Origin of the sequence: Salmonella sp. WC3, assembly GCF_042932255.1 — a bacterium.
Classification (GTDB): Bacteria; Pseudomonadota; Gammaproteobacteria; order Enterobacterales; family Enterobacteriaceae; genus Salmonella; species Salmonella enterica.
This window is the reverse complement of sequence record NZ_CP170630.1, coordinates 37,282-59,690: the sequence shown is the minus strand read 5'-3', so window position 1 is coordinate 59,690 and position 22,409 is coordinate 37,282. Positions and strand designations below refer to the sequence as shown.

Below are 22,409 nucleotides of genomic sequence, written 5' to 3'. Positions count from 1 at the left end.
TGTGTCGTGTGCGGGCTGTGCCGTGCATCCATCGTAGTCGGGCTGTCGTGGATACAAGGGTAAAGTGCACGCGGCGGTCACCCGGTCCTTCCTTCACGTCAGCCGCGATCTTCCGGTCGTTCGACCGTTCAGGTTTCACGGTCTCACCCTTCAGCTCCCGTCTTCCGTGCGCGTCAGGCTGCGGCTTCCCTTGCGCCCTTGCATCCACGATTGATCGCCCGACTGGTATGGATGCACGGCACCGCCCGGTGTCGCGGAATATGTGATTACGGAGGTTTTATGCAGTATTCAAATCAGCAACGTGCGCGTGTTATTAACGTTGAAGAATCCGACCGCCTGTCTTTCCTGCCGTACATGTTCGGCAACGATTTTATGCTGGCTGAATTACAGTTATATGCCCTGGCGAAAAAATGGATGCCTGAATACAACGGTGGTTTCTGGCATTTCATCCGTCTGCCGGAAGGCGGCGGATACATGATGCCCGACTGCGATCGGGTACACATGATCAACGGTGAAAACTGGTTTGATCGTACCGTCAGCGCCGACGCTGCCGGAATTATTCTGACTTCGCTCGCCATTAACCGCCGTTGCTGGACGCATCACGACTGCGGCAACGCTGCGCTCACTCGCCTGTATATGCTGCGTGATACCCAGCTCTGGAATCACATTACGTTTCACCCTGAATGCAACGCCATTTACGCCGCGCTCGACTGATTAACCGACGGGGCGGCGATGCCGCCCCGCTGTAACTGTCATTCATTGATTTAAGAGGAGTCTGTTATGTACGGAACCGTCAGCACCATCTGCTGCGACTTACTGAAAGTGTATGAGAATCACGAAAAAATCGCTGTCATCATCTGGTGTGAAGGCGATGTGCGGGAAATGGGGGCGGAGTTTAATCCGACCGCTGATGACATACAGGCCGTACTGCGCGCCATTGGCGAGTCGGACAGTGATGCGCTCTGGCGTGATGGTATTGGCCAGAATTTTGTTGAGGGTGTATTACGCGAGTTAGTCGCACTGCGCCCACCGCGCCAGATTGCTGTACCTGAAGATGTGCTGCGCACGCTTTTACCCCTGATGGAAGCCGGAATGAACCTTCCTCGTTACCAGACGCAGGACAGGGCCGCTGAAGAAGAAACCGCGCTGGATACGTCGCGATACCTGCTTTCCACAAATATCCCGGCGCATAACCTGACCGAAGGAAACTACTGACAGATATTAGTGCGCCGTGTACACCGGTGGTCACTTCCTCTTACAGGGCGGAAAAAGCAGTCAGGCATGATGGCAGGCGGGGAGGGCGCCTGTCAGCCCGCGCGAAAAAACCTGCAGGCTGGCGCCTGCGGGGGGAAGGACAGGGGCCGCGCTTCGCGCCGCTCCCCACCCTTTTCCCCCTCTGCCTCTGATGGCGTACACTTACAGCCGGTTTCCATTTCTGTCGGAGGATGTGATGTCCGGACTGAATCTGGCGGCAACAACTAAAGAAGAGCAGGATAAAGTGGCCATTGACCTGGTTGCTTCAGGCGTGGTCTATAAAGAAAGGCTGGCGATGCCGGTGGTCGCTGAGCTTGTCGTCAGAGAACAGCCTGAGCATTTGAGAGAGTATTTCCGGGCGCGGCTGGAGTATTTGCGCAACTCCCGGACAAGAATGCCCCGGAATATGCCAGAAAAGAGGATGAGGTTAAAAAATAGCGCCATTCCTGATGCATTCTGCCTGTCGCTGGCCGGATTTTACGCATGCCGGGTGATGTTTTTTTCTGGTCGGGGGGTGTGATTTTCTTCCTGCCGGTGATAATACGCTGCCTGTTCCTGTTCCTGTTCCTGTTCCTGTTCCTGTTCCTGTTCATTCTGCTGCTGATATTCCCTGACAGATTTCGCTGACGCCGGGCGACTTCCCTGACGGGAACCGGGACTGTCATGCTGCGCACCGAGCCAGCTGCGCTGTCTCTGCCCGGCCCCTTCGGGGCAGCGGGTTTCCATCCCACTGTCGCAACGTCAACGGCAGGCTTGCTGCGACCGTTCCGGTCACGCCGCCCCTGGCGCGCCGTTTCCTGCGCTTTTCGCACCCCGGCGGTAAGGCTGCCGGGCTGTAAGGCGCAACGCCGTTTCGCGTGCCGCGTCCCGACGTTGCGGCGGGTTCCTGCTCATCTCCGCTTCTGGTGCCGTTACCCGTTTAAGTCCCTGTCGCCGGGGGCTGATACAGCCACAACCCGCCGCACTGGCTGTCCAGGGTGAAATGAACAGCCCACAAAACTTTTTGCCGTAAAAGGCCGGCAAAAACTTTTGCGTTCTGCCCCGGACAGGTGCGTCGGGCCGTGGCAGTGATGCCCCTTGCGGCGAAGGTTCTCAAACGGGTGATGGCAGTACCAGAGGGAACAGAACAGCAGGTCCCCGCAAAACGTCAAAACCGCGGCTCCCGAAACTCAACGGGTGATGGTTTTTAAAGTCAAAACAATGCATTAAGGAGATTTATCATGGCAGCACGTGGCGTAAACAAAGTTATTCTGGTCGGTCATATCGGGCAGGACCCGGAAGTACGTTACATGCCCAACGGGGGCGCGGTGGCAAATCTTACCCTCGCCACGTCAGAAACATGGCGTGACAGGCAGGACGGGGAGATGCGCGAACACACCGAATGGCACCGTGTTGTCGTGTTTGGCAAGCTCGCTGAAATTGCCAGTGAATATCTGCGTAAAGGTGCTCAGGTCTACATCGAGGGCCAGTTACGCACCCGCAAATGGACCGATCAGTCCGGTCAGGACAAATACACCACCGAAGTGATCGTTAACGTGGGCGGCACCATGCAGATGCTCGGTCGCCACAACAGCCAGCCACAGCAGGAGCCTCAGACCCCACCTACGGCGGCAAAGGGAGAAGGCAAAGCGGTAAAAGGGGCGGGAAATGCAGCAAAAGGGAAAAACGCAGCAGCACCGCAGCAGCCGCCAGCGCAACCCGATCCGGCGTATGACTTCGACGATGATATTCCCTTTTGACTCGGTAAATTTTCACTGATGCCCCGTCTGACGGGGCTTATCCAGGAGAACACGATGACAGACAACATCATGATCCCACTGAAATCCCTGCCTGATGGCACGTTCACCCACGAACAGGCCGAAGCGGTGGCAGCACAGTATCAGAATGTCGCCATTGAAGACGATCAGGGGACGCACCTTCGCTTGGTTGTGCGTAAGGACGGCGAAATGGTCTAGCGGGGCTGGAATTTTGAACCGGGCGGCGAGTACTGGCTCAACCGCTGTATCGAAAGCCACGGTATCCGTAAAACGCAGTAAGTCGTAAGAGGTGCCGGACGGGAACACGTCCGGCAGACAATTATTAATATCATGAAGGAGTATCAATAATGTCAGTTACCAATTCTAATGCAAAATCCGCAGTAAAAACCAGCCGTAAGGCGAAAAACGCCGCCAGTGCCAGTAACACCGTATTGTCGGCGGTGCTGGCGCAGACCGAAGAACAACACGTACCGCTGTCCGCACTGGTCAAATCCCCGCAGAACGTGCGTATCGTGCCGTATTCCGCAGAGAGCGTCCGCGAACTGGCGGACTCTATTAAAGGGATTGGGCTGCTCCAGAATCTGGTTGTTCACGCCCTCCCTGACGGCCTGTACGGTGTTGCCGCTGGCGTTCGCCGTCTGGCGGCGATGAATCTGTTGGCCACTGAGAACACGATCCACCCGGACTGGCCTGTCCGCGTGAAGGTTGTGCCGGATAATCTGGCGACCGCCGCTTCACTGACCGAGAACGGGCAGCATCTGGAAATGCACCCTGTCGAACAAATTGCGGGATTCCGCGCGATGGCAGCGGAAGGCAAAACTCCTGCACAGACTGGCGATCTGCTGGGCTATTCGCCCCGTCACGTACAGCGGATGCTGAAACTCGCGGGGCTGGCTCCGGTTATCCTGGAAGCGCTGGCTGCGGACAAAATCACCACGGAGCACTGTCAGGCGCTGGCGCTGGAGGACAATCCCGACCGTCAGGTGCAGGTGTATGAGGCGGCGTGTCGAGAGGGCTGGAACAATAAACCGGAAGTGCGCGTGATCCGTAATTTGATCACCGACAGTCAGGTTTCCACCCTCAACAACAGCAAATATACGTTTGTCGGTGAAAAAGCTTTCTCCGGCGATGAAATCCGCGCAGACCTGTTCAGCGACGAACAGGGCGGTTTTGTGGACAAACTGGCGCTGGATACGGCCCTGCTGGAAAAACTTCAGTGGGTGGCGGAGTGCCTGAAAGAGGCCGAGGGCTGGGCATGGTGCGCGGGACGGATGGAGCCTGTCAGCCGCTATGGTGAGGATACCGAAGTGTACCGTATTCAGGATGAGCCTGACGCGGTTTACACGGAGCAGGAACAGCAGCGTCTGGACGAGTTGCAGGAACTGTACGACGAAAACCAGACCGCCAGCGATGAAACCGACACGATGGAGTCAGAGATAGAGGCCATCGAATGCGCGGCACAACTCCGGGCATGGACGCTGGAAATGCGCGCACAGTCCGGCGTGGTGGTGTCATGGCGTCACGGTGAAATCTGTGTCCAGCGCGGGGTGAGCCTGCGTGAGCAGTCTGAAACGGAAGATGAACCCGCTCAGGTTCCGGTATATGAGCGCCAGCCGGAGCCTGTGGACGAAATCAGTGTTCCCCTGCTGACCAGAATGTGTGCAGAACGGACATTGTCGGTCCAGGCGGCACTGATGCAGCAGCCGGAAAAATCCCTGGCGCTTCTGGCATGGACGCTGTGTCTGAACGTGTTCAGCAGCGGCGCGTATAACCGACCCGCTCAAATCAGCCTGAACTGTAAGCATTACTCCCTGACAAAGGATGCGCCGTCCGGCGAGAGCGGTGTTGCGTTTGTGACGCTGTCGCAGGAGGGAAAACGTCTTGAAACGTTGCTACCGGAGGGCTGGACACAGGACTTCACCACCTTTTTCACCCTCAGCGCCAAAGACCTTACCGCCCTGCTCAGTTTCTGCACCGCATGCAGTCTTGACGGTATGCAGATGCGCGGCGCCGGAGGCACCACCCGCAGTCCGCTCGATAAGCTGGAAATCGCGCTCGCTTTCCATCTGCGCGACTGGTGGCAACCGACGAAGGCCGATTTCTTCACTGGCCTTAAAAAACCGCAAATCATCGCCGCGCTGAATGAGGCCGGACTGACAGGCGCGGGATGCGGAGAAGATGAAGAAGGGTGATGCGGCTGAACTGGCAGAGGACAAAATGCGTGACAACCGTTGGGTGCCTGTCTGGATGCGCGCCCCTGATGCAGAAAACGACGTATCTGATACCGAAAACGGCAGTGCTGATGCAGACAGCCACCACACCCTGCCCGATGCAGCCTGATAACGGAGGCCGCCCTTCGGGGGCGGCAGCAAGGAGAAAATGATGCGTAACATTATTACCCCCGCTGTATTGAGTACAATGATCCCCCAGGAATTCGAAGACTGGCGCGACGGCGGCGAAGACCTGTGCCGTGAACTGACCCACGCCGCGATGCGTGACCTGACATGTCCCGCAGGCTGGGACATGAACGGCGAATATCGCAGTGAGTTTGGTGGTTTTTTCCCGGTGCAGATCCGTTTCACGCCATCCCGCGGCAATTTCAGCCTGGCGGTATGCAGTCCCGGGGATATCAGCCCGTCCTGGATGGTGGTCTTTATTCCGGTCAGCGGTCGCCCGTTCTCTGTTATCCGCACGCTGCCAGCCTGGTCGCCGGAGGTTATCACGCATACACTCAGCCTGGTGGCTCACCTTGATGCCGATGGTTACAGTCAGGCCAGCATCATCAGCGTTCTGGCGATGGAGGGCGCAGCATGATCCACTCTTCACTCGCCCTGGTTACCCTGAAGCCAGCCCGTCAGGCGGCATTACAGGCCATTCTGACGGTGGAAGAATCCCGCCGCCGTGGAGCACGTCTGCCCGCCCTGCCACATGTGCGTACTTTTTTGCGCGTGCTGAGCGGCAGCAGCCGGATTAACACGACAGTGGCACAGCGTATTCCCGGTCTGAACTGGGAGCCGAAGAACCGGCTGACCAGCCTGAAACAGGTGGAAGAGGCGCTGGATCGCCTCATCTCCAGCCACGGGGAGTATTGCCCGCTACCACTCTCCGTGGATGTGCAGGCCGAACTGTTCCCGGAGGTGATACACGCGCGCACAGATCGCCGGATGCAGCGTGAGAAAATCGCCTTCAACCGCAAAATGCGCCAGGAGGAAAAAGTGCTGGAACATGCCTGGCTGCTGCGCCAGAACCTGCTGGGGCAGGCCATGACGGAGCTTAACTTTCAGTCGCCGGAAACCATCAATGCCTGGTATACGCGCTGGGCTGACGAGTTTGACGCGCGGGAGCTGGCGCAGGGGTTCTGGCAGTGGCGGACGCGGTTTACCTCGCTGACGTCGCTGGACTGGCTGCGCGACAGTGATGAGCCGCTGTACAACGTGATGTATGAAATCCGGTTCATCGTCCGGGAAAACCCGGTATATGTGCGCGAGGCCGAACGTTGGCAGGTACCCAACAAGCTGACGAACCGGAGGCCCGGGCGACTTCCCTGATAAAGCCCGTCTGGAAACGCAGACCGCCCGGCTGATGGATCAGCTGGAGGTACAAATCCGGCTCATCCCGGTGGCAACGCCGCCATTGCAGCAAAAAGTGGATGAAATAGCACAGATGCTTCACCTGATGGCGCAGTTTGCCGGAACTGAACTCAGGAAGTGACCCGGATGGCGGGGAATATCCCCGCCCCGTTATCGAAAGGAGATATCATGCGTAACTTTGAATCTACTGAAAGATGGTGGAAAAAATGAAAAGCCAGCTGGTAGCCGCTGCTGATCGTGCGGCCATGAGTGTCGCGTATGGTCAGGAAGCCTCAGATCATTACGGTATTCAGTATGGTTTTATCCGGTCTGTACGTGGCTGGATCACCGGCTTCACCGAGGGGATTAAAGGGGAGCGTTGTTGAATAACACCCGCTTTTGTTACTTGAGTGTTAACGGAAATGGCGGTGTCTCCGGTCACTGCTTTTTCTTCAGAATTTTTTCCTTAATTATATAAGGAATACGTTATGAGACTCGCTTCCCGTTTTGGTAGACAGAATTCCATTCGTCGTGAGAGTCCTTTGGCTGACGCTGAATTAATGCAGACTGTGCCTTCAGTTTTTTCCGGAGACAAACATGAATCCCGGAGCGAACGTTATACTTATATTCCAACCATTAATATCATCAACAGGTTACGTGAGGAAGGTTTTCAGTCGTTCTTTGCCTGCCAGAGTCGCGTACGTGATTTAAGTCGCCGGGAATACAGTAAACATATGCTGCGTTTTCGTCGTGAAGGACAGCTTAATGGGAAAGAGGTTCCGGAAATTATTTTGCTCAATTCTCATGACGGTCCGTCAAGTTATCAGATGGTTCCCGGGCTGTTCAGATTTGTCTGTACAAATGGACTGGTATGCGGATCATTTTGGTGAAATACTTGTGCCACACAAGGGAGATATTGTTGGGCAGGTGATTGAGGGGGATTATGAGGTTATGGGGATCTTCGATAAAGCTACCGAAAATATGGAGTCAATGAAGTCAGTGATACTTAATCAGGATGAGCAATATCTGTTTGGTAAAGCGGCACTGACTGTCAGATATGAGGACGAAAATAAAATCCCTGTTTCTCCTGAATAAATAATTACTCCACGTCGTCGGGAGGATAAACAAAATGACCTGTGGACAACATATCAGCGTGTACAGGAGAATATGATGAAGAGTGGTTTACCCGGCAGGAATGCCCCGGAAAAAATACCCGGATCAGGGCAGTTACCGGTATTAATGGTGATATCCGGTTAAACAAGGCGCTGTGGATGATTGCTGAACAGTTTCGTGAATGTAAGTCATAATAACATAAGTAAAGCCCCGAAAATTTTTCGGGGCTTTACTTATGTTATTCTTCCCGGACATTGTCAGATTGTCTGTAACATCCCATTTTAATCAACAGACTTCATCGTTTTCTGTCATTTATGTGCCAGCGATAAAAACGGATATGACAGAGTGGAAGAAGATATGATAACGGGTTCCCGTTTCGCGGGATTCCGGGCAGTCAGTATTACATTTCTGTGTTTATTCCATTCTGCTATGCGGCATAAAAAATATATGGGTTTCGGTTGATAATATTATCCCTTCTTCTGCTTGCCGGATACAAAAAGGGGATCATCGGGCGGGAGTCTGCCTGGTTTTACTTTGTTTTATCGCGATCCAGATTCGGTGTACATCAGTCGCATAGTCCAGACGACGTGCATCCTGAAGGGGAGTCTTTTTAAATCCGGCGTTGTACGCTCCGACTGCTGTCCAGGATACCCCCCACTTTCTGAATGCGATTGCCAGATAATAAGCTCCGGTGTAAATATTCAGGCAGGGATCGGAGACAAGTTGTTCCGGTTTTATTCCATAACGAGCCAGTTCGTTAAAGTGCTGAGAGTCAACCTGCATTAACCCCGAGCCATATCCCGTAACCGGATTAATACCGACGGCATTAGCCCGGTTACGGGATTCCTTCCATGAAATCGCCCGCAGTAAATCCGGATCTATTTTATAGTCTCTCCCGGCCAGATCAAAATAGTCAGCGGCATGGACTACCGTGCTCATTAATACCAGGAGGACAGACAGGAGCCATTTATACATTAATTTGCCTCTTGCGTAGTCATCCGGTAATAACTTAACCCACTCCAACTCCATACTCAACAAATTTGCCTTCCTCACCACCAAAAGCACCACACCCCACGCAAAATTAAAATTTTGCTGATTTTTATTTATAAACATCCGCTTACGAAAAATTAGTTTCGCATACTCTCATTATGATATTAAAAAGTAATTCATCGGTGAATCTTTGACAATTCATCTGTGAATTGCAAATAATTCATAGATGAATCACAAATAATAAAACAATAAGTTGAAGTGAATTGACTCCAGATTCAATTCGTGTTGTGATTCGTCTCATGAATCGTGGTGAATCGCGATTCGATTCACGATTCAATTCATCGATGAATCGTCATTTTGGAATGTAAATAATAAATGGTTTATAACTTTTTATATAAGGAGGAATATGTGGCAAAAGTGCAGGCTTATGTTAGTGATGAAGTGGTTGAAAAAATAAATGCGATTGTGGAAAAGAGGCGTTCAGAAGGAGCAAAAATTACAGATGTGAGTTTCTCAAGTATATCTACCATGCTGCTGGAGTTAGGGCTTCGTGTATATGAGGCTCAGATGGAACGTAAAGAGTCTGCGTTTAACCAGATGGAATTTAATAGAGTCCTTCTTGAAAATGTTCTGAAAACTCAGTCCTCAGTGGTAAAAATTTTAGGTATAGGATCTATTAGTCCTCATGTGGCAGGAAATCCAAAGTTTGAATATGCAAATATGGTTGAAGATATCAAAGAGAAAGTATCTTCAGAGATGGAAAGATTTTTTCATGAAAATGACGAATAATAGCGGGATTAAATTCTGATTTAATTTAAATAAAAGTATGTTGATCTATAAAAATATAGTGACAAATTAAGTCTGAAAACAATATAGTACCTTTGTAGTTAACACTACGTTAAAAAATGAACATTAAATCGCCGATGCAGGGAGTTGGTCCCTCCCTGCATCGACTACCCATAGAATCCTTTGAGGAGGCTCCTATGTATCCGATGGATCGTATTCAACAAGGACATGATCGTCAAATAAATCTGCTGGAAAATTTGATAACCGTTATTCAGCATTTTCCTAATCCAGCCTGTATAAGGAATGTATCTGGTAAATTCCTCTTTTGTAATGCTTTGTTTCGTGAATTGTTCCTGAAAGAAACTTATAGTGCTGAAAAATGGCTTCTGTCACAGCCTGATTTTTCCGAATTGATCTCTATAACAGAGATGGAAGTATATCGAAATGAACATACTCATCTAAATCTTGTTGAGGATATTTTTATTCAGAACCGTTTCTGGACGATATCTGTTCAATTTTTCTACAGTAAACCTGATGGTATTGTCGTATGGGAGTTTTTTGATGCAACTCATGTACGGCATACGAATAATTACAAACCCAGATTCTCCGGGGATTATGATATAAAAAAACTTATTGATACAATAAGAGATATTTCTTCTGTATCCTCATTCAGAAATGATGTTTTTTATTTATACAGTTCAGGACTAAGTCATAGTTCTATATCGAAAATATTAAACATCTCAATAGCAACCTCAAAAAAACATGCATCATTTATTTGCTCTCATTTTTCAGTCTGTAACAGGGATGAATTGATTATTCTTTTATATAAAAAGAAAGTTATTCAGAGTCTCTTTGATAAGGTGATGGGTATTATTAATAACTGTTAATTTATTGTTAACAAAACATATGCCTTCCGTCTATTTACCTTTTCTTGTTATTCTGTAAACATAGCTTGTAACCAGAAGATAAATAGCGGGAGGTGTCATTGAAAAGATTTGGTACACGTTCTGCAACAGGTAAGATGGTAAAACTGAAATTACCTGTAGATGTAGAAAAACTTTTAAGGGAAGCAAGCGACAGGAGTGGGAGAAGTCGATCATTCGAGGCTGTAATCAGGCTTAAAGATCATCTTCACCGCTATCCTAAATTTAACAGAAAAGGAAATGTATATGGTAAGTCACTGGTAAAGTATCTGACTATGCGTCTGGATGATGAAACCAACCAGTTACTTATTACTGCTAAAAATCGCAGCGGGTGGTGTAAAACAGATGAAGCTGCGGACAGAGTTATTGATCATTTGACCAAATTTCCAGATTTTTATAACTCAGATATATTCAGGGAGGCGAACGAAGGTAAAAAGTCAACGTTTAAAGAGCTTTAGCTTTCATATTTATTATTAATATTACCCAAAAGAGGAATCATATGAGCGCTATTTTAAGTGTTCAGGGTGCTTCTGCGCCCGTTAAAAAGAAATCGTTTCTGTCTACGTTCACACGTCTGAACCTGCTGAAACTTGCCCGCGCAGTGATCCCGGCGGCAGTGCTGATGTTCTTTTTCCCGCAATTGGCAATGGCTGCCGGTGGTTCGCAGGACCTGATGGCCAGCGGTAACGGTACGGTCAAGGCGACATTTGGTAAGGATTCCAGCGCCGTCAAGTGGGTTATTCTCGCGGAAGTGCTGGTCGGTGCCGTGATGTACATGATGACCAAAAACGTCAAGTTCCTGGCGGGTTTTGCCATCATCTCGGTCTTTATTGCCGTTGGTATGGCCGTCGTCGGCCTCTGACAGGAAATAAGACCATGTCGGGAGACGAGAATAAACTCAGGAAATATCGTTTCCCGGAAACACTGACCAACCAGAGCCGCTGGTTCGGCCTGCCGGTGGATGAATTAATTCCTGCTGCTGTCTGTATCGGCTGGGGATTAATGACATCAAAACAACTTTTCGGCATCAGCGCTGCGGTTCTGGTTTATTTCGGGATAAGAAAACTGAAAAAAGGGCGGGGAAGCTCCTGGCTGCGTGACCTGATTTACTGGTATATGCCGACAGCCCTTCTTCGCGGTATTTTTCATAACGTTCCCGATTCGTGTTTCCGGCAGTGGATTAAGTAATCATTATTCCGGGATGAGTATATGGAACACGGCGCCCGTTTAAGTACCAGCCGCGTACTGGCGATAAGTTTTATTTTTATGGCCCTGCTGATTGTGCTCAGTCTGGCCGTGAATGTCATTCAGGGTATTAATAACTACCGGCTGCAGAATGAGCAACGCACGGCAGTCACCCCTATGGGATTTAACGCGCCCTTTGCGGTGTCACAGAACAGTGCCGATGCCTCTTATTTACAGCAGATGGCACTGTCGTTTATTGCCCTGCGTCTGAATGTGTCGTCAGAAACCGTCGACGCGTCACACCAGGCACTTCTGCAATATATTCGTCCGGGCGCACAGAACCAAATAAAAGTCATTCTGGCAGAAGAAGCGAGACGAATTAAGGCCGACAACGTTAACTCCGCTTTTTTCCAGACCAGTGTCAGGGTCTGGCCACAGTATGGCCGCGTGGAAATTCGCGGTGTGCTGAAAACCTGGATTGGAGATTCAAAACCGTTTACCGACATCAAACATTACATTCTTATTCTGAAACGGGAAAACGGTGTGACCTGGCTGGATAATTTCGGGGAAACAGACGATGCGAAAAAATAAGCCGTATAAGCCATTTTTACTGGCGGCCGGATGGTTATTTTCCGGTCTGGTGATGGCGTCGGGCTCCGGTACGCTGGCCCCGGTGGTGGTGTCCCTGGCTAACGGCGGTCAGGCGAACATTGCTGTCAGCAACACCGACCCGAACCTGTTTACGGTGCCGGGTGACCGTATCACTGCGGTCAGCGGTCTGGACGGCATGCTGACAAACAGTGAGCAGACAGGCACGGGCGGCGTGGTGGTGGCCACAGTCAGTAAAAAGCCGTTCACCTTCATTCTGGAGACGGAGCGCGGGCTGAACTTTTCCGTCCGGGCCGTCCCCCGAGCCGGTGCCGGACGCACCGTACAACTGGTCAGCGACCTGCGCGGAACCGGGGAGGAGGCTGGCGCATGGGAAACGGCCACCCCTTATGAATCCCTGCTGGTTGCCGTCAGCCAGGCAGTTCGTGGAGGTACGCTGCCTGCCGGCTGGTATCAGATCCCCGTCACGAAAGAAGCGCTGCAGGCCCCGGCCGGTCTGTCTGCACGGGCTGACGCTGTGTGGACCGGCAACCACCTGAAACTGGTACGGTTTGCTGTGGAAAATAAAATGCCGTCAGCCCTGAACATCAGGGAAAGTGATTTCTGGCAGCCCGGAACCCGCGCCGTGATGTTCAGCCAGCCCGTCAGCCAGATACTGGCCGGCGCACGAATGGACGTGTACGTCATCCGTGACGGGGAGGGCAGCTGATGGCCATCAATACGGTTGTAAAGCGTAAACAGTACATCTGGCTGGGGATTGTTGCGGTGGGGGCTGCCGCTGCCATTGGCGGAGGCCTCTACCTGTCTGACGTCGACATGAGTGGCAACGGAACGGCCGCAGAGCAGGAGCCGGTACCGGATATGACCGGGGTGGTGGACACGACCTTTGATGACAAAGTTCGTCAGCATGCCACCACGGAAATGCAGGTGACGGCGGCGCAGATGCAGAAACAGTACGACGAAATCCGCCATGAGCTGGATGTTCTGAATAAGCAGCGCGGTGACGACCAGCGTCGTATTGAGAAGCTGGGGCAGGACAACGCCGCCCTGGCCGAACAGGTGAAGGCCCTGGGAGCGAACCCGGTGACGACCACAGGAGAGCCCGTGCCGCATACGCCTGCCTCACCGCCCGGTCCGGAAGGAGAACCTCAGCCGGGTAATACGCCGGTGACCTTCCCGCCACAGGGGACCGTTCCTCCGCCAACCGCTTTTTATCCGGGAAATGGCGTCACGCCTCCGCCACAGGTGACATACCAGTCCGTGCCGGTGCCGAACCGTATAGAGCGTAAAACGTTCAGCTATGACGCCGCCGTGAAAAAAGGCCCCTCCCTGCCGTATATCCCGTCCGGTAGCTTTGCAAAAACCATGCTGATCGAAGGAGCGGATGCCAATGCCTCCGTCACCGGTAATGAATCAACGGTTCCCATGCAGCTGCGCATTACCGGCCCGGTGGAGATGCCGAACAGTAAAACATATGACCTGACAGGGTGCTTTGTGGGCCTAGAAGCCTGGGGGGATGTGTCCAGTGAACGCGCGATTGTACGTACCCGTAATATCAGCTGCCTGAAGGACGGCAAAACTATCGACATGCCGGTTAAGGGGCATGTCAGCTTCCGTGGAAAGAACGGCATCAAAGGTGAAGTGGTGATGCGTAACGGCAAAATCCTCGGCTGGGCGTGGGGTGCCGGTTTTGTGGACGGTATCGGCCTAGGAATGGAGCGGGCATCCCAGCCGGCGGTGGGGCTGGGGGCCACTGCGACTTACGGCGCGGGCGATGTGTTCAGAATGGGGATTGGTGGTGGTGCATCGAAAGCGGCACAGACACTCAGTGATTATTACATCAAACGTGCCGAGCAGTATCACCCGGTGATCCCGATTGGTGCCGGTAATGAAGTGACCGTGGTGTTTCAGGACGGTTTTCAGCTGAAAACCGTGGAAGAAATGGCACAGGAGCAGGCCCGTCACCGGAAGGAGGATGAAAATGCGGAAAGCCCGGTGCCTGTACCTCCGTCAGTCGACAGCCATATGAACGGCTTTAACACCGACCAGATGCTGAAGCAACTGGGTGACCTGAATCCACAGCAGTTTATGTCCGGCAGCTAGGGAGGACATGCAAATGGGAAATAACCGACTGAACAGCCTGAAGGGACGTGCCGTTTTCTATCGTATTGCCGGTCTTCTGCGCTGGCTGATATGGGGCGTGAAATATGCCGTTATCTGGCCGCTGGCCACAACAGCCATTGTTGTCATTCTGTTCTTCCGGACGGGGGATACCACGCCGGGACAACAGATGGCGCAGGAAATCGGACGGGTGAGGGCAATGGCCCCGTCCGGGATGTTTCCGGTCCGGGACTGCCCTGATCCGGTTTTCACGGTGTCGTCACCTGTACTGCTGAATCTGACGGAAAACTGTCCGCTAAAAATAACCGACGCGGAAGAATACGCGGCAGATATCGACCAGTCCCTGTCGCAAACGGGATGGGTGTTATGGGGGATGCTGGCGCTGTTGTATACCGCGGTGGCAGTAATGATCGGAGACCGGCCGTACCGTCACAATCCACTGACATATGCGTATGACACAGCGACAAAAAACCTGAAGTATATTGATAAAGAAAACGAAATCCGGACTTTAAAAGAAAATACAAACGGGCAGGTTTCTTATTCCGGTAATAAAGAGGCTGAAAAAGAGGGTGATAAAAATGAACATACGTAATGTTATTTCAGTTCCTGATGAACCCGTGCAGGATGATTTTGTGAAATCTGTTATCAGTAACTGTACTACAAAAATAATACTCTCCGGTCGCCGGGAATATAATTTTTCAGTTCCCGGAATGCCTGGCGCAGGGAAAACATGTGTTCTGTCTGAATTAATCAAAAAGCTGCTGCGTGAGAATAAGAAAGGGGCAAAATCATGAACCGGATTTCATGCCTGATCCCTTTCTGCGGCGTGCTTCTGCTGTCCGGATGCGCCGGAACGAACTCCGACTTTGAATGTACCGCCACCACGTCAGACACCTGTATGACGATGGAGCAGGCCAATGAAAAAGCGAAAAGGCAGGAGCAATCTGAGACGGTAAAGCCGGGTGCGGTATCACTGCCGCACCTGGCTGAGGGTAACTTTCGCACGACGCCGGTACAGGCCGTCAGTACCGTCACACCGCCCGTCGGAAAGACAGTGATCGCCCCGCGTTCCGGGCAGAAACCGCCGACACCACACCCGCTGTTTACGGCAGCCCGGGAGGTGAAAACGGTGGTGCCTGTCAGTACGGCCTCTCCTGTGGTACCGCCCCGTCCACTGAGAACCGGGGAACAGACGGCGGCGTTATGGATAGCGCCCTATATTGACAGCCAGGATATTTACCATCAGCCGTCCGGCGTATTTTTTGTCATTAAACCGTCCGTGTGGGGAAAGCCACGGATTAATTAACTGACGCGTCAGTCAGATATCAGCCGGCAATGCCGGCCGGCTTTCTGTATTCAGGATCTGCCTGTAAGACGAGTGCCCTGTGCGTGAAAAGGGACGGGCGGTAGCGTGTCAGAACGTGTCAGGAGACATATTCCATGAGCGATGAAGCCGATGAGGCATATTCAGTGACAGAACAACTGACCGTGACGGGAATTAACCGGATACGGCAGAAAGTAAACCGTAAAGGTATTCCGGTTTACCGGTGTGAAGCATGCGCTAATCCCATTCCGGAAGCGCGGCGAAAAATATTTCCTGGCGTGACGTTGTGTGTCGAGTGCCAGTCTTTTCTGGAAAAACAGGGCAGGCATTATGCATAAATCAGACGCTGAAAAAATGGAATCCATTATTGATAAACATGACCGGATATACCGGCGACAGGTTCGGGTATTCAAAAACCTGGGCTTCCTTTCAATAATTACCGCCGTACTGAGTGTGATTACTGCGTTATTCAGTACCTCCCTGCTCCTGAAATACACGCTGTGTGTCGTGATATGCGTTTGTCTGATTTATCTGGTTTTTATGTTCTTCTGCCTGGACAGGTATATCGCGCTCAGTCGTCAGACACTGCTGTGGCTGTTGCGCCGGGTGGAAGATACCGCAGACGTTCGCCGGGAGCTGCTCCGCCGCCTGCTGTCCGGGAAAACGCTGACCGGACGGGATGAAGACGACATCCTGCGTCTCTGGTGGGAGAGCAGTAATGAAGTGGAGGAGCTTGCAACCCGTCAGCGTGAACAGGATGCCATCCGGAAGTTTGTCGGCGGGGATAAATCAGAATGAAGGTTTATCTGCAGCGTTACGGCGTGGCCGGTTTTCTCCTGGTGTACTGGAGTCTTTCCTTTGTGAATGAATATTTCCTGCATGAGCATCCGCTTTCTGCTGAATCCTGGAAGTGGATGAGATTACAGGCGCTGCTGGTAACAGGCTCTGTTGTGGTGACCGTGCTGCGGCTTTTTCTCCTGAACTCCGCGGTGCGCCGGGAGGCAACGGCCATCATGACCGGGGTTGCTGCAGGTCTTCATGTTTTTGCTCTGCTGGTTCCTTCCGTCTGGTTGTTTTATCAGTGGCAGTGGAACGGACTGTTTCTTCTGCAGTGGCAGGGAGCAGTCTTCCTGTTCTGTCTGTTCGCGCTTCCCGTTTCAACATTCTGTTTTTCTTAAGGTTAAGGTGTTCGTGTGAAGAACCTGCTTGATACTGTCACTCAGGCGGCCAACTCGCTGCTGACCGCGCTGAAGCTGCCGGATGAATCGGCACAGGCCAATCAGATCCTCGGCGAGATGAGCTTCCCGCAGTTCAGCCGTCTGCTGCCGTACCGGGACTATAACTAGGAGTCTGGCCTGTTCATGAATGACGCCACGATGGGCTTTATGCTGGAAGCCACGCCTGTCAACGGCGCTAACGAGACCATTGCGCTCTCCCTTGACCATCTGCTGCGTACCAAACTGCCGCGCGGGATACCCCTGTGTATCCACCTGATGTCCAGCCAGCTGGTCGGGGAGCGTATTGAGTACGGGCTGCGGGAGTTCTCCTGGTCCGGTGAGCAGGCGGAGCGGTTCAACGCCATCACCCGCGCCTACTACATGAAAGCTGCAGAGACTCACTTTCCGTTGCCGGAAGGAATGAACCTGCCCCTGACCCTGCGCCATTACCGGGTATTCATCTCATACTGCGCGCTGTCCAGAAAAAAAAGCCGGGCCGATATCCTGGAGATGGAAAACCTGGTGAAGATTATCCGGGCCTCCCTGCAGGGGGCATATATCAGCACACAGACCGTGGATGCGCAGGCCTTTATTAATATTGTCGGGGAGATGATTAATCACAATCCGGAATCCCTCCATCCGACCCGGCGCCGGCTGGACCCGTATTCCGACCTGAATTACCAGTGCGTGGACGACTCCTTTGACCTGAAGGTCAGGCAGGATTACCTGACGCTGGGACTGCGCGATCACGGGAAAAACAGCACCGCGCGCATCATGAGTTTTCATCTGGCCCGTAACCCGGAAATCGCCTTCCTGTGGAACTCGGCGGATAATTACTGCAATCTGCTGAACCCGGAGCTGTCCATCTCCTGTCCGTTCATTCTGACGCTGACCCTGGTAGTGGAAGACCAGGTGAAGACCCACAGCGAAGCGAACCTGAAGTACATGGATCTGGAGAAGAAGTCGAAGACCTCCTACGCCAAATGGTTCCCGTCCGTGGAGAAGGAAGCGAAGGAGTGGGGAGACCTGCGCCAGCGCCTGGCGTCGAACCAGTCCTCGGTGGTGTCCTACTTTTTCAATATCACGGCGTTCTGCCGCGACAACAAGGAAACGGCGCTGGAAACGGAGCAGGATATCCTGAACAGTTTCCGTAAAAACGGTTTTGAGCTGATTTCGCCGCGCTTTAACCACATGCGTAATTTCCTGGCCTGCCTGCCGTTTATGGCCGGGAAGGGGCTGTTTAAGCAACTGAAGGAAGCCGGTGTGGTGCAACGGGCTGAGAGCTTCAATGTGGCCAACCTGATGCCCCTGGTGGCGGATAACCCGCTGACGCCCGCCGGGCTGCTGGCTCCGACCTACCGTAACCAGCTGGCCTTTATTGATATTTTCTTCCGGGGAATGAACAACACCAACTACAACATGGCGGTCTGCGGAACCTCCGGGGCGGGCAAGACCGGGCTGATACAGCCGCTTATCCGCAGCGTGCTGGATTCCGGCGGCTTTGCGGTGGTGTTTGACATGGGGGACGGGTACAAGTCCCTGTGCGAAAATATGGGCGGGGTGTACCTGGACGGGGAGACCCTGCGTTTTAACCCCTTCGCCAATATCACCGATATTGACCAGTCGGCCGAACGTATCCGCGATCAGTTGTCGGTGATGGCCAGCCCCAATGGCAACCTTGACGAAGTCCATGAGGGCCTGTTGCTGCAGGCGGTCAGGGCAGCCTGGCTGACAAAAAAGAACCGGGCGCGTATTGATGACGTGGTGGATTTTCTGGAGAACGCCCGCACGAGCGAACAGTATGCGGAGTCACCCGGTATCCGCAGCCGCCTGGATGAAATGATTGTCCTGCTGAACCAGTACACGGCAGCAGGCACTTACGGCAGATACTTCAACTCCGATGAACCCTCCCTGCGCGATGATGCCAGGATGGTGGTACTGGAGCTGGGTGGCCTGGAAGACCGCCCGTCCCTGCTGGTTGCGGTGATGTTTTCCCTGATTATCTACATCGAAAACCGGATGTACCGCACGCCGCGTAACCTCAAAAAGCTGAACGTGATCGACGAAGGCTGGCGTCTGCTGGACTTCAAAAACCGCAAGGTCGGGGACTTCATCGAAAAAGGCTACCGTACTGCCCGCCGTCACACCGGCGCGTATATCACCATCACGCAGAATATCGTCGACTTTGACTCCGACAAGGCGTCCAGCGCCGCCCGCGCGGCATGGGGTAACTCTTCCTACAAAATTATCCTCAAACAGAGCGCCAAAGAATTCGCGAAATACAACCAGCTGTATCCGGATCAGTTCCCGCAGCTACACCGGGAGATGATTGAGAAATTCGGCGCCGCGAAAGACCAGTGGTTCAGCTCGTTCCTGCTGCAGGTGGAAAACCATTCCTCCTGGCACCGTCTGTTTGTCGACCCGCTCAGCCGCGCCATGTACAGCTCGGACGGTCCTGACTTTGAGTTTGTACAGCAGAAGCGGAAAGAGGGGCTGAGTATTCACGAGGCGGTCTGGCAGCTGGCGTGGAAAAAGTCAGGACCGGAGATGGCCTCGCTGGAGGCCTGGCTGCAGGAGCATGAGACATTCAGGGGAACTTATGAGTACAAAGCAGAAACAGACTGACGGCACGGGAGCGCGTAAGCGTGACGGGCTGTGGATGATACCGGGATGCCTGGGGATGGTGGTACTTAACGCCGCCATCAGTTACGGGATAGTCCGGCTGAACACGCCGGTGACGGTGGCATTCAACATGAAACAGACCGTGGATGCGTTTTTTGACAGCGCCGGCCAGAAAAAACTGACGGAAGCGCAGTCGAAAGCGTTGTCCGAGCGCTTTAATGCTGCCCTGGAGGCCAGCCTGCAGGCGTGGCAGCGGGAGCACCATGCCGTCATTCTGGTTTCACCGGCGGTGGTACAGGGCGCGCCGGATATCACCCGGGAGATCCAGCAGGATATTGCCCGGCGGATGAGGGCAGATCCGTGAAATGGCGGGGGCTGACAGCCCTGCTGATATGGGGGCAGAGCGTGGCGGCCGCAGACCTGGGCACCTGGGGCGATCTGTGGCCGGTGCAGGAGCCAGACATGCTGGCGGTGATTATGCACCGGCTGGAAGCCCTGCAGCAGTCCGGTGAGATGGGCCGCCGGATGGAGGCCTTTAAGGAACGGGTGATCCACAACAGCCTGCGACCACCGGCGGTGCCGGGTATCGGGCGCGCGGAGAAATACCGCAGCCGGCTGTTTGATCCGTCGGTCAGACTGGCGGCCGATATCCGGGATAACGAAGGTCGGGTGTTTGCCCGTCAGGGAGAGGTGATGAATCCGCTGCAGTATGTGCCTTTTAACCAGACGCTGTATTTCATTAACGGCGATGATCCGGAACAGGTGGCGTGGATGAAACGCCAGACGCCGCCGACGCTGGAGAGTAAAATTATCCTGGTACAGGGCAGCATCCCTGAGATGGAGAAGGCGCTGGACAGCCGGATTTACTTTGACCAGAACGGGGTGCTGTGTCAGCGCCTCGGGATCGACCAGGTGCCGGCAAGGGTAACGGCCGCAAAAGACAGGCGTTTCCTGAAAGTGGAGTTTATTCCGGCGGAGGACGGCAGAAAATGAAACGGAGTCTGTGGCTGTGTGTACTGATTCTGCTGGCCGGTCATGTTCCCACGGTATCGGCTGATTCCTCCTGTGAAAGTCGTTTTGTAAACCCGATCACGGATATCTGCTGGAGCTGTCTTTTTCCGCTGTCGCTGGGCAGTACAAAAGTGAGTCAGGGAAAGCTGCCGGATACGGCTAATCCCTCAATGCCGCTCCAGTTCTGTCCGGCGCCGCCGCCCATTTTTAAGCGTCCCGGACTGGCGATTGGCTACTGGGAGCCAATGGCGCTGACGGACGTCACCCGCTCTCCGGGCTGCATGGTGAATCTGGGGTTCAGCCTGCCGGCCTTCGGGAAAACGGCACAGGGTACGGCGAAGAAGGAGGATAAACAGGTGAACGGGGCGTTCTACCATGTTCACTGGTACAAATACCCGCTCACGTACTGGCTGAATATCATCACCTCGCTGGGGTGTCTGGAGGGCGGTGACCTGGACATTGCGTACCTCTCCGAAATCGACCCCACGTGGACGGACAGCAGCCTGACCACCATTCTCAATCCGGAGGCGGTAATTTTTGCCAATCCTATAGCTCAGGGGGCATGCGCAGCAGATGCCATTGCCAGCGCCTTCAATAAACCGCTGGATGTCCTGTTCTGGTGTGCAGGCTCTCAGGGCTCCATGTATCCGTTTAACGGCTGGGTGAGTAACGAATCCGGTCCGCTGCAGTCCTCCCTGCTGGTCAGTGAGCGGATGGCCTTCAAGCTTCACCGTCAGGGCATGATTATGGAAACCATCGGGAAAAATAACGCTGTCTGTAATGAATATCCGTCGCCCATTCTCCCTAAAGAGCGCTGGCGTTATCAGATGGTGAATATGTACCCGGACAGCGGGCAGTGCCACCCGTTCGGACGCAGTGTGATGCGCTGGGAAACCGGAAAAAATCCGCCCAACACGAAGAAGAACTTTGGCTATCTGATGTGGCGTAAGCGCAACTGTGTATTTCTGTAAACCGATACCGGAGAGAGGATGTTTATGCGAATTATTTATAAGAGACAGCATTATCTGTCCGTTATCAGGTGGGGGGCGGTTGCTGTCGTGCAGATCCTGAATGAGAGTGTAAAACTGTTTCCGTTTGCGCTGATGGCTTTTTATTTTCTTCCGGAACGCATCATTTCTGATGTTGTTAATTCGTGGATGGAAACAGACACGACCGGAAAAATATCGCTCATCAGACTTTACCTGGAAGTGACATTTATGCTGTCCCTCGAGTCTTCTTCCCTTTTGTTTATGTACCGGGGAAAGCGATGCACAGGAAAATAAAATACCTGGCCGGACTGATTATGGTCATAAGCGGAACGGTATCGGCCGGTGGGGTCGCTAATACCCCTGAAAACCGCCAGTTCCTGAAGCAGCAGGAAAATTTAAGCAGCCAACTGCGTGAAAAACCGGACCATCAGCTGAAAGCCTGGGCAGAGCAGCAGGTACAGGCGAATCCCCTGGTGCAGTCAGACCGGCATTTCCTGGATGACCTTGCCCGAAAGCAGCAGACTTCTCAGGCGGATAAACCGGAGCAGGGCGCGGTGTACTTTATCTCGTTTTCCATTCCGGAAGAGGGACTGAAGCGCATGCTGGGCGAAACCCGTCGCTACGGTATTCCGGCCACGCTGCGTGGAATGCGGGATAACGACCTGAAGGCCACGGCAGATGCCGTTCTGTCCCTGGTGAAGGATGGGGCAACAGACGGTGTTCAGATTGACCCGACGCTGTTCACGAAATATGACATCCGCAGCGTACCGACTCTGGTGGTGTACTGCCGCCAGGGATATGACGTTATCCGGGGTAATCTGCGGGTGAAGCAGGCGCTGGAGAAAGTGGTCACCGCCGGGGACTGCAGGCAGGTGGCTGCCAGATTACTTGATGTTGCCGGAGATAAACCGCAATGACATTCCCTGCGGAATAAACAGC

Annotated in this window: 28 protein-coding genes and 4 pseudogenes; 31 read left to right on the top strand and 1 reads right to left on the bottom strand. The window is 53.1% G+C overall.

Annotated elements, in window-relative coordinates:
- The first annotated feature begins 279 nt into the window (after nucleotides 1-279).
- The 11 genes and pseudogenes from ACFK9X_RS23510 to ACFK9X_RS23460 all read left to right on the top strand — a co-directional run bounded on the left by ACFK9X_RS23510 (nucleotide 280) and on the right by ACFK9X_RS23460 (nucleotide 7,887).
- Complete coding sequence (locus ACFK9X_RS23510; protein ID WP_001200150.1) at nucleotides 280-714, top strand: antirestriction protein; 435 nt, start codon at nucleotides 280-282, stop codon at nucleotides 712-714.
- A gap of 66 nt (nucleotides 715-780) precedes the next feature.
- Nucleotides 781-1,215, top strand: a complete 435-nt coding sequence (locus ACFK9X_RS23505; protein WP_161126790.1) for a DUF1380 family protein — start codon at nucleotides 781-783, stop codon at nucleotides 1,213-1,215.
- Nucleotides 1,216-1,450: 235 nt separating this feature from the next.
- Nucleotides 1,451-1,774 carry a DNA polymerase III subunit theta gene (locus ACFK9X_RS23500; RefSeq protein WP_000015983.1) on the top strand — a complete coding sequence of 108 codons (324 nt, stop codon included), beginning with the start codon at nucleotides 1,451-1,453 and terminating at the stop codon, nucleotides 1,772-1,774.
- A gap of 700 nt (nucleotides 1,775-2,474) precedes the next feature.
- On the top strand, nucleotides 2,475-2,993 hold the full coding sequence (locus ACFK9X_RS23495) for a single-stranded DNA-binding protein SSB2 (protein ID WP_161126791.1): 519 nt from the start codon (nucleotides 2,475-2,477) through the stop codon (nucleotides 2,991-2,993).
- Nucleotides 2,994-3,047: 54 nt separating this feature from the next.
- A pseudogene (locus ACFK9X_RS23490) lies at nucleotides 3,048-3,290 on the top strand (DUF905 domain-containing protein).
- Nucleotides 3,291-3,358: 68 nt separating this feature from the next.
- A pseudogene (locus ACFK9X_RS23485) lies at nucleotides 3,359-5,351 on the top strand (ParB/RepB/Spo0J family partition protein).
- A 39-nt stretch (nucleotides 5,352-5,390) separates the two neighbouring features.
- The gene (gene psiB, locus ACFK9X_RS23480; RefSeq protein WP_161126792.1) at nucleotides 5,391-5,825 is read left to right on the top strand and encodes a conjugation system SOS inhibitor PsiB; all 435 of its coding nucleotides are present in this window, start codon (nucleotides 5,391-5,393) and stop codon (nucleotides 5,823-5,825) included.
- Nucleotides 5,822-6,559, top strand: a complete 738-nt coding sequence (locus ACFK9X_RS23475) for a plasmid SOS inhibition protein A (RefSeq protein ID WP_161126793.1) — start codon at nucleotides 5,822-5,824, stop codon at nucleotides 6,557-6,559. Before psiB ends, ACFK9X_RS23475 begins: the two co-directional genes overlap by 4 nt.
- 34 nt (nucleotides 6,560-6,593) lie before the next feature.
- A complete protein-coding gene (locus ACFK9X_RS23470; protein WP_000372430.1) occupies nucleotides 6,594-6,722 on the top strand; it encodes a hypothetical protein in 129 nt (42 codons plus the stop codon).
- A gap of 85 nt (nucleotides 6,723-6,807) precedes the next feature.
- On the top strand, nucleotides 6,808-6,966 hold the full coding sequence (locus tag ACFK9X_RS23465; protein WP_202441332.1) for a hypothetical protein: 159 nt from the start codon (nucleotides 6,808-6,810) through the stop codon (nucleotides 6,964-6,966).
- A 102-nt stretch (nucleotides 6,967-7,068) separates the two neighbouring features.
- Nucleotides 7,069-7,887: pseudogene (locus tag ACFK9X_RS23460) on the top strand (DUF932 domain-containing protein).
- A 310-nt stretch (nucleotides 7,888-8,197) separates the two neighbouring features.
- On the opposite strand, the gene ACFK9X_RS23455 reads toward ACFK9X_RS23460, so the two are convergent.
- Nucleotides 8,198-8,668, bottom strand: coding sequence for a transglycosylase SLT domain-containing protein (locus tag ACFK9X_RS23455; RefSeq protein WP_161126794.1), 471 nt, complete (start codon nucleotides 8,666-8,668; stop codon nucleotides 8,198-8,200).
- A gap of 423 nt (nucleotides 8,669-9,091) precedes the next feature.
- On the opposite strand from ACFK9X_RS23455, the gene traM reads away from it, so the two are divergent.
- From traM to trbC, 20 genes and pseudogenes are all read left to right on the top strand, one after another.
- Nucleotides 9,092-9,472: a conjugal transfer relaxosome DNA-binding protein TraM gene (gene traM / locus ACFK9X_RS23450; RefSeq protein ID WP_161126795.1), complete on the top strand. Its 381-nt coding sequence runs from the start codon at nucleotides 9,092-9,094 to the stop codon at nucleotides 9,470-9,472.
- Between the two features lie 194 nt (nucleotides 9,473-9,666).
- Entirely contained in the window at nucleotides 9,667-10,356 is a 690-nt protein-coding gene (traJ, locus tag ACFK9X_RS23445) for a conjugal transfer transcriptional regulator TraJ (RefSeq protein ID WP_001674567.1), read from the top strand.
- Nucleotides 10,357-10,454: 98 nt separating this feature from the next.
- Nucleotides 10,455-10,850 (top strand): conjugal transfer relaxosome DNA-bindin protein TraY, encoded by a 396-nt coding sequence (gene traY / locus ACFK9X_RS23440; protein WP_001674566.1) that lies wholly within the window; start codon nucleotides 10,455-10,457, stop codon nucleotides 10,848-10,850.
- Between the two features lie 41 nt (nucleotides 10,851-10,891).
- The gene (gene traA, locus ACFK9X_RS23435) at nucleotides 10,892-11,254 is read left to right on the top strand and encodes a type IV conjugative transfer system pilin TraA (RefSeq protein ID WP_001274202.1); all 363 of its coding nucleotides are present in this window, start codon (nucleotides 10,892-10,894) and stop codon (nucleotides 11,252-11,254) included.
- A 14-nt stretch (nucleotides 11,255-11,268) separates the two neighbouring features.
- Nucleotides 11,269-11,580, top strand: a complete 312-nt coding sequence (gene traL, locus ACFK9X_RS23430; protein ID WP_000012129.1) for a type IV conjugative transfer system protein TraL — start codon at nucleotides 11,269-11,271, stop codon at nucleotides 11,578-11,580.
- A gap of 21 nt (nucleotides 11,581-11,601) precedes the next feature.
- The gene (traE, locus tag ACFK9X_RS23425) at nucleotides 11,602-12,168 is read left to right on the top strand and encodes a type IV conjugative transfer system protein TraE (protein WP_000399762.1); all 567 of its coding nucleotides are present in this window, start codon (nucleotides 11,602-11,604) and stop codon (nucleotides 12,166-12,168) included.
- Nucleotides 12,155-12,895: a type-F conjugative transfer system secretin TraK gene (gene traK / locus ACFK9X_RS23420; RefSeq protein ID WP_001230720.1), complete on the top strand. Its 741-nt coding sequence runs from the start codon at nucleotides 12,155-12,157 to the stop codon at nucleotides 12,893-12,895. Before traE ends, traK begins: the two co-directional genes overlap by 14 nt.
- Entirely contained in the window at nucleotides 12,892-14,289 is a 1,398-nt protein-coding gene (gene traB / locus ACFK9X_RS23415; RefSeq protein ID WP_161126825.1) for an F-type conjugal transfer pilus assembly protein TraB, read from the top strand. Before traK ends, traB begins: the two co-directional genes overlap by 4 nt.
- 13 nt (nucleotides 14,290-14,302) lie before the next feature.
- Nucleotides 14,303-14,899 (top strand): conjugal transfer pilus-stabilizing protein TraP, encoded by a 597-nt coding sequence (gene traP, locus ACFK9X_RS23410; RefSeq protein WP_161126796.1) that lies wholly within the window; start codon nucleotides 14,303-14,305, stop codon nucleotides 14,897-14,899.
- Nucleotides 14,877-15,101, top strand: coding sequence for a DUF2689 domain-containing protein (locus tag ACFK9X_RS23405; RefSeq protein ID WP_077917407.1), 225 nt, complete (start codon nucleotides 14,877-14,879; stop codon nucleotides 15,099-15,101). The genes traP and ACFK9X_RS23405 overlap by 23 nt, the downstream gene beginning before the upstream one ends.
- The gene (traV, locus tag ACFK9X_RS23400) at nucleotides 15,098-15,613 is read left to right on the top strand and encodes a type IV conjugative transfer system lipoprotein TraV (protein WP_044127359.1); all 516 of its coding nucleotides are present in this window, start codon (nucleotides 15,098-15,100) and stop codon (nucleotides 15,611-15,613) included. Before ACFK9X_RS23405 ends, traV begins: the two co-directional genes overlap by 4 nt.
- A 134-nt stretch (nucleotides 15,614-15,747) precedes the next feature.
- A complete protein-coding gene (gene traR / locus ACFK9X_RS23395) occupies nucleotides 15,748-15,969 on the top strand; it encodes a conjugal transfer protein TraR (protein ID WP_044127361.1) in 222 nt (73 codons plus the stop codon).
- Nucleotides 15,962-16,429 carry a hypothetical protein gene (locus tag ACFK9X_RS23390; RefSeq protein WP_000549562.1) on the top strand — a complete coding sequence of 156 codons (468 nt, stop codon included), beginning with the start codon at nucleotides 15,962-15,964 and terminating at the stop codon, nucleotides 16,427-16,429. The genes traR and ACFK9X_RS23390 overlap by 8 nt, the downstream gene beginning before the upstream one ends.
- The gene (locus ACFK9X_RS23385; RefSeq protein ID WP_042827805.1) at nucleotides 16,426-16,809 is read left to right on the top strand and encodes a hypothetical protein; all 384 of its coding nucleotides are present in this window, start codon (nucleotides 16,426-16,428) and stop codon (nucleotides 16,807-16,809) included. Before ACFK9X_RS23390 ends, ACFK9X_RS23385 begins: the two co-directional genes overlap by 4 nt.
- 15 nt (nucleotides 16,810-16,824) lie before the next feature.
- A pseudogene (traC, locus tag ACFK9X_RS23380) lies at nucleotides 16,825-19,473 on the top strand (type IV secretion system protein TraC).
- Entirely contained in the window at nucleotides 19,448-19,834 is a 387-nt protein-coding gene (trbI, locus tag ACFK9X_RS23375) for a type-F conjugative transfer system protein TrbI (protein ID WP_161126797.1), read from the top strand. Before traC ends, trbI begins: the two are co-directional and overlap by 26 nt.
- Nucleotides 19,831-20,463, top strand: a complete 633-nt coding sequence (gene traW, locus ACFK9X_RS23370; protein ID WP_044127367.1) for a type-F conjugative transfer system protein TraW — start codon at nucleotides 19,831-19,833, stop codon at nucleotides 20,461-20,463. The genes trbI and traW overlap by 4 nt, the downstream gene beginning before the upstream one ends.
- Nucleotides 20,460-21,452: a conjugal transfer pilus assembly protein TraU gene (traU, locus tag ACFK9X_RS23365; RefSeq protein WP_161126798.1), complete on the top strand. Its 993-nt coding sequence runs from the start codon at nucleotides 20,460-20,462 to the stop codon at nucleotides 21,450-21,452. The genes traW and traU overlap by 4 nt, the downstream gene beginning before the upstream one ends.
- 18 nt (nucleotides 21,453-21,470) lie before the next feature.
- Nucleotides 21,471-21,764 carry a hypothetical protein gene (locus ACFK9X_RS23360; RefSeq protein WP_161126799.1) on the top strand — a complete coding sequence of 98 codons (294 nt, stop codon included), beginning with the start codon at nucleotides 21,471-21,473 and terminating at the stop codon, nucleotides 21,762-21,764.
- Nucleotides 21,749-22,387 carry a type-F conjugative transfer system pilin assembly protein TrbC gene (gene trbC / locus ACFK9X_RS23355; protein ID WP_044127368.1) on the top strand — a complete coding sequence of 213 codons (639 nt, stop codon included), beginning with the start codon at nucleotides 21,749-21,751 and terminating at the stop codon, nucleotides 22,385-22,387. Before ACFK9X_RS23360 ends, trbC begins: the two co-directional genes overlap by 16 nt.
- Nucleotides 22,388-22,409: the final 22 nt, after the last annotated feature.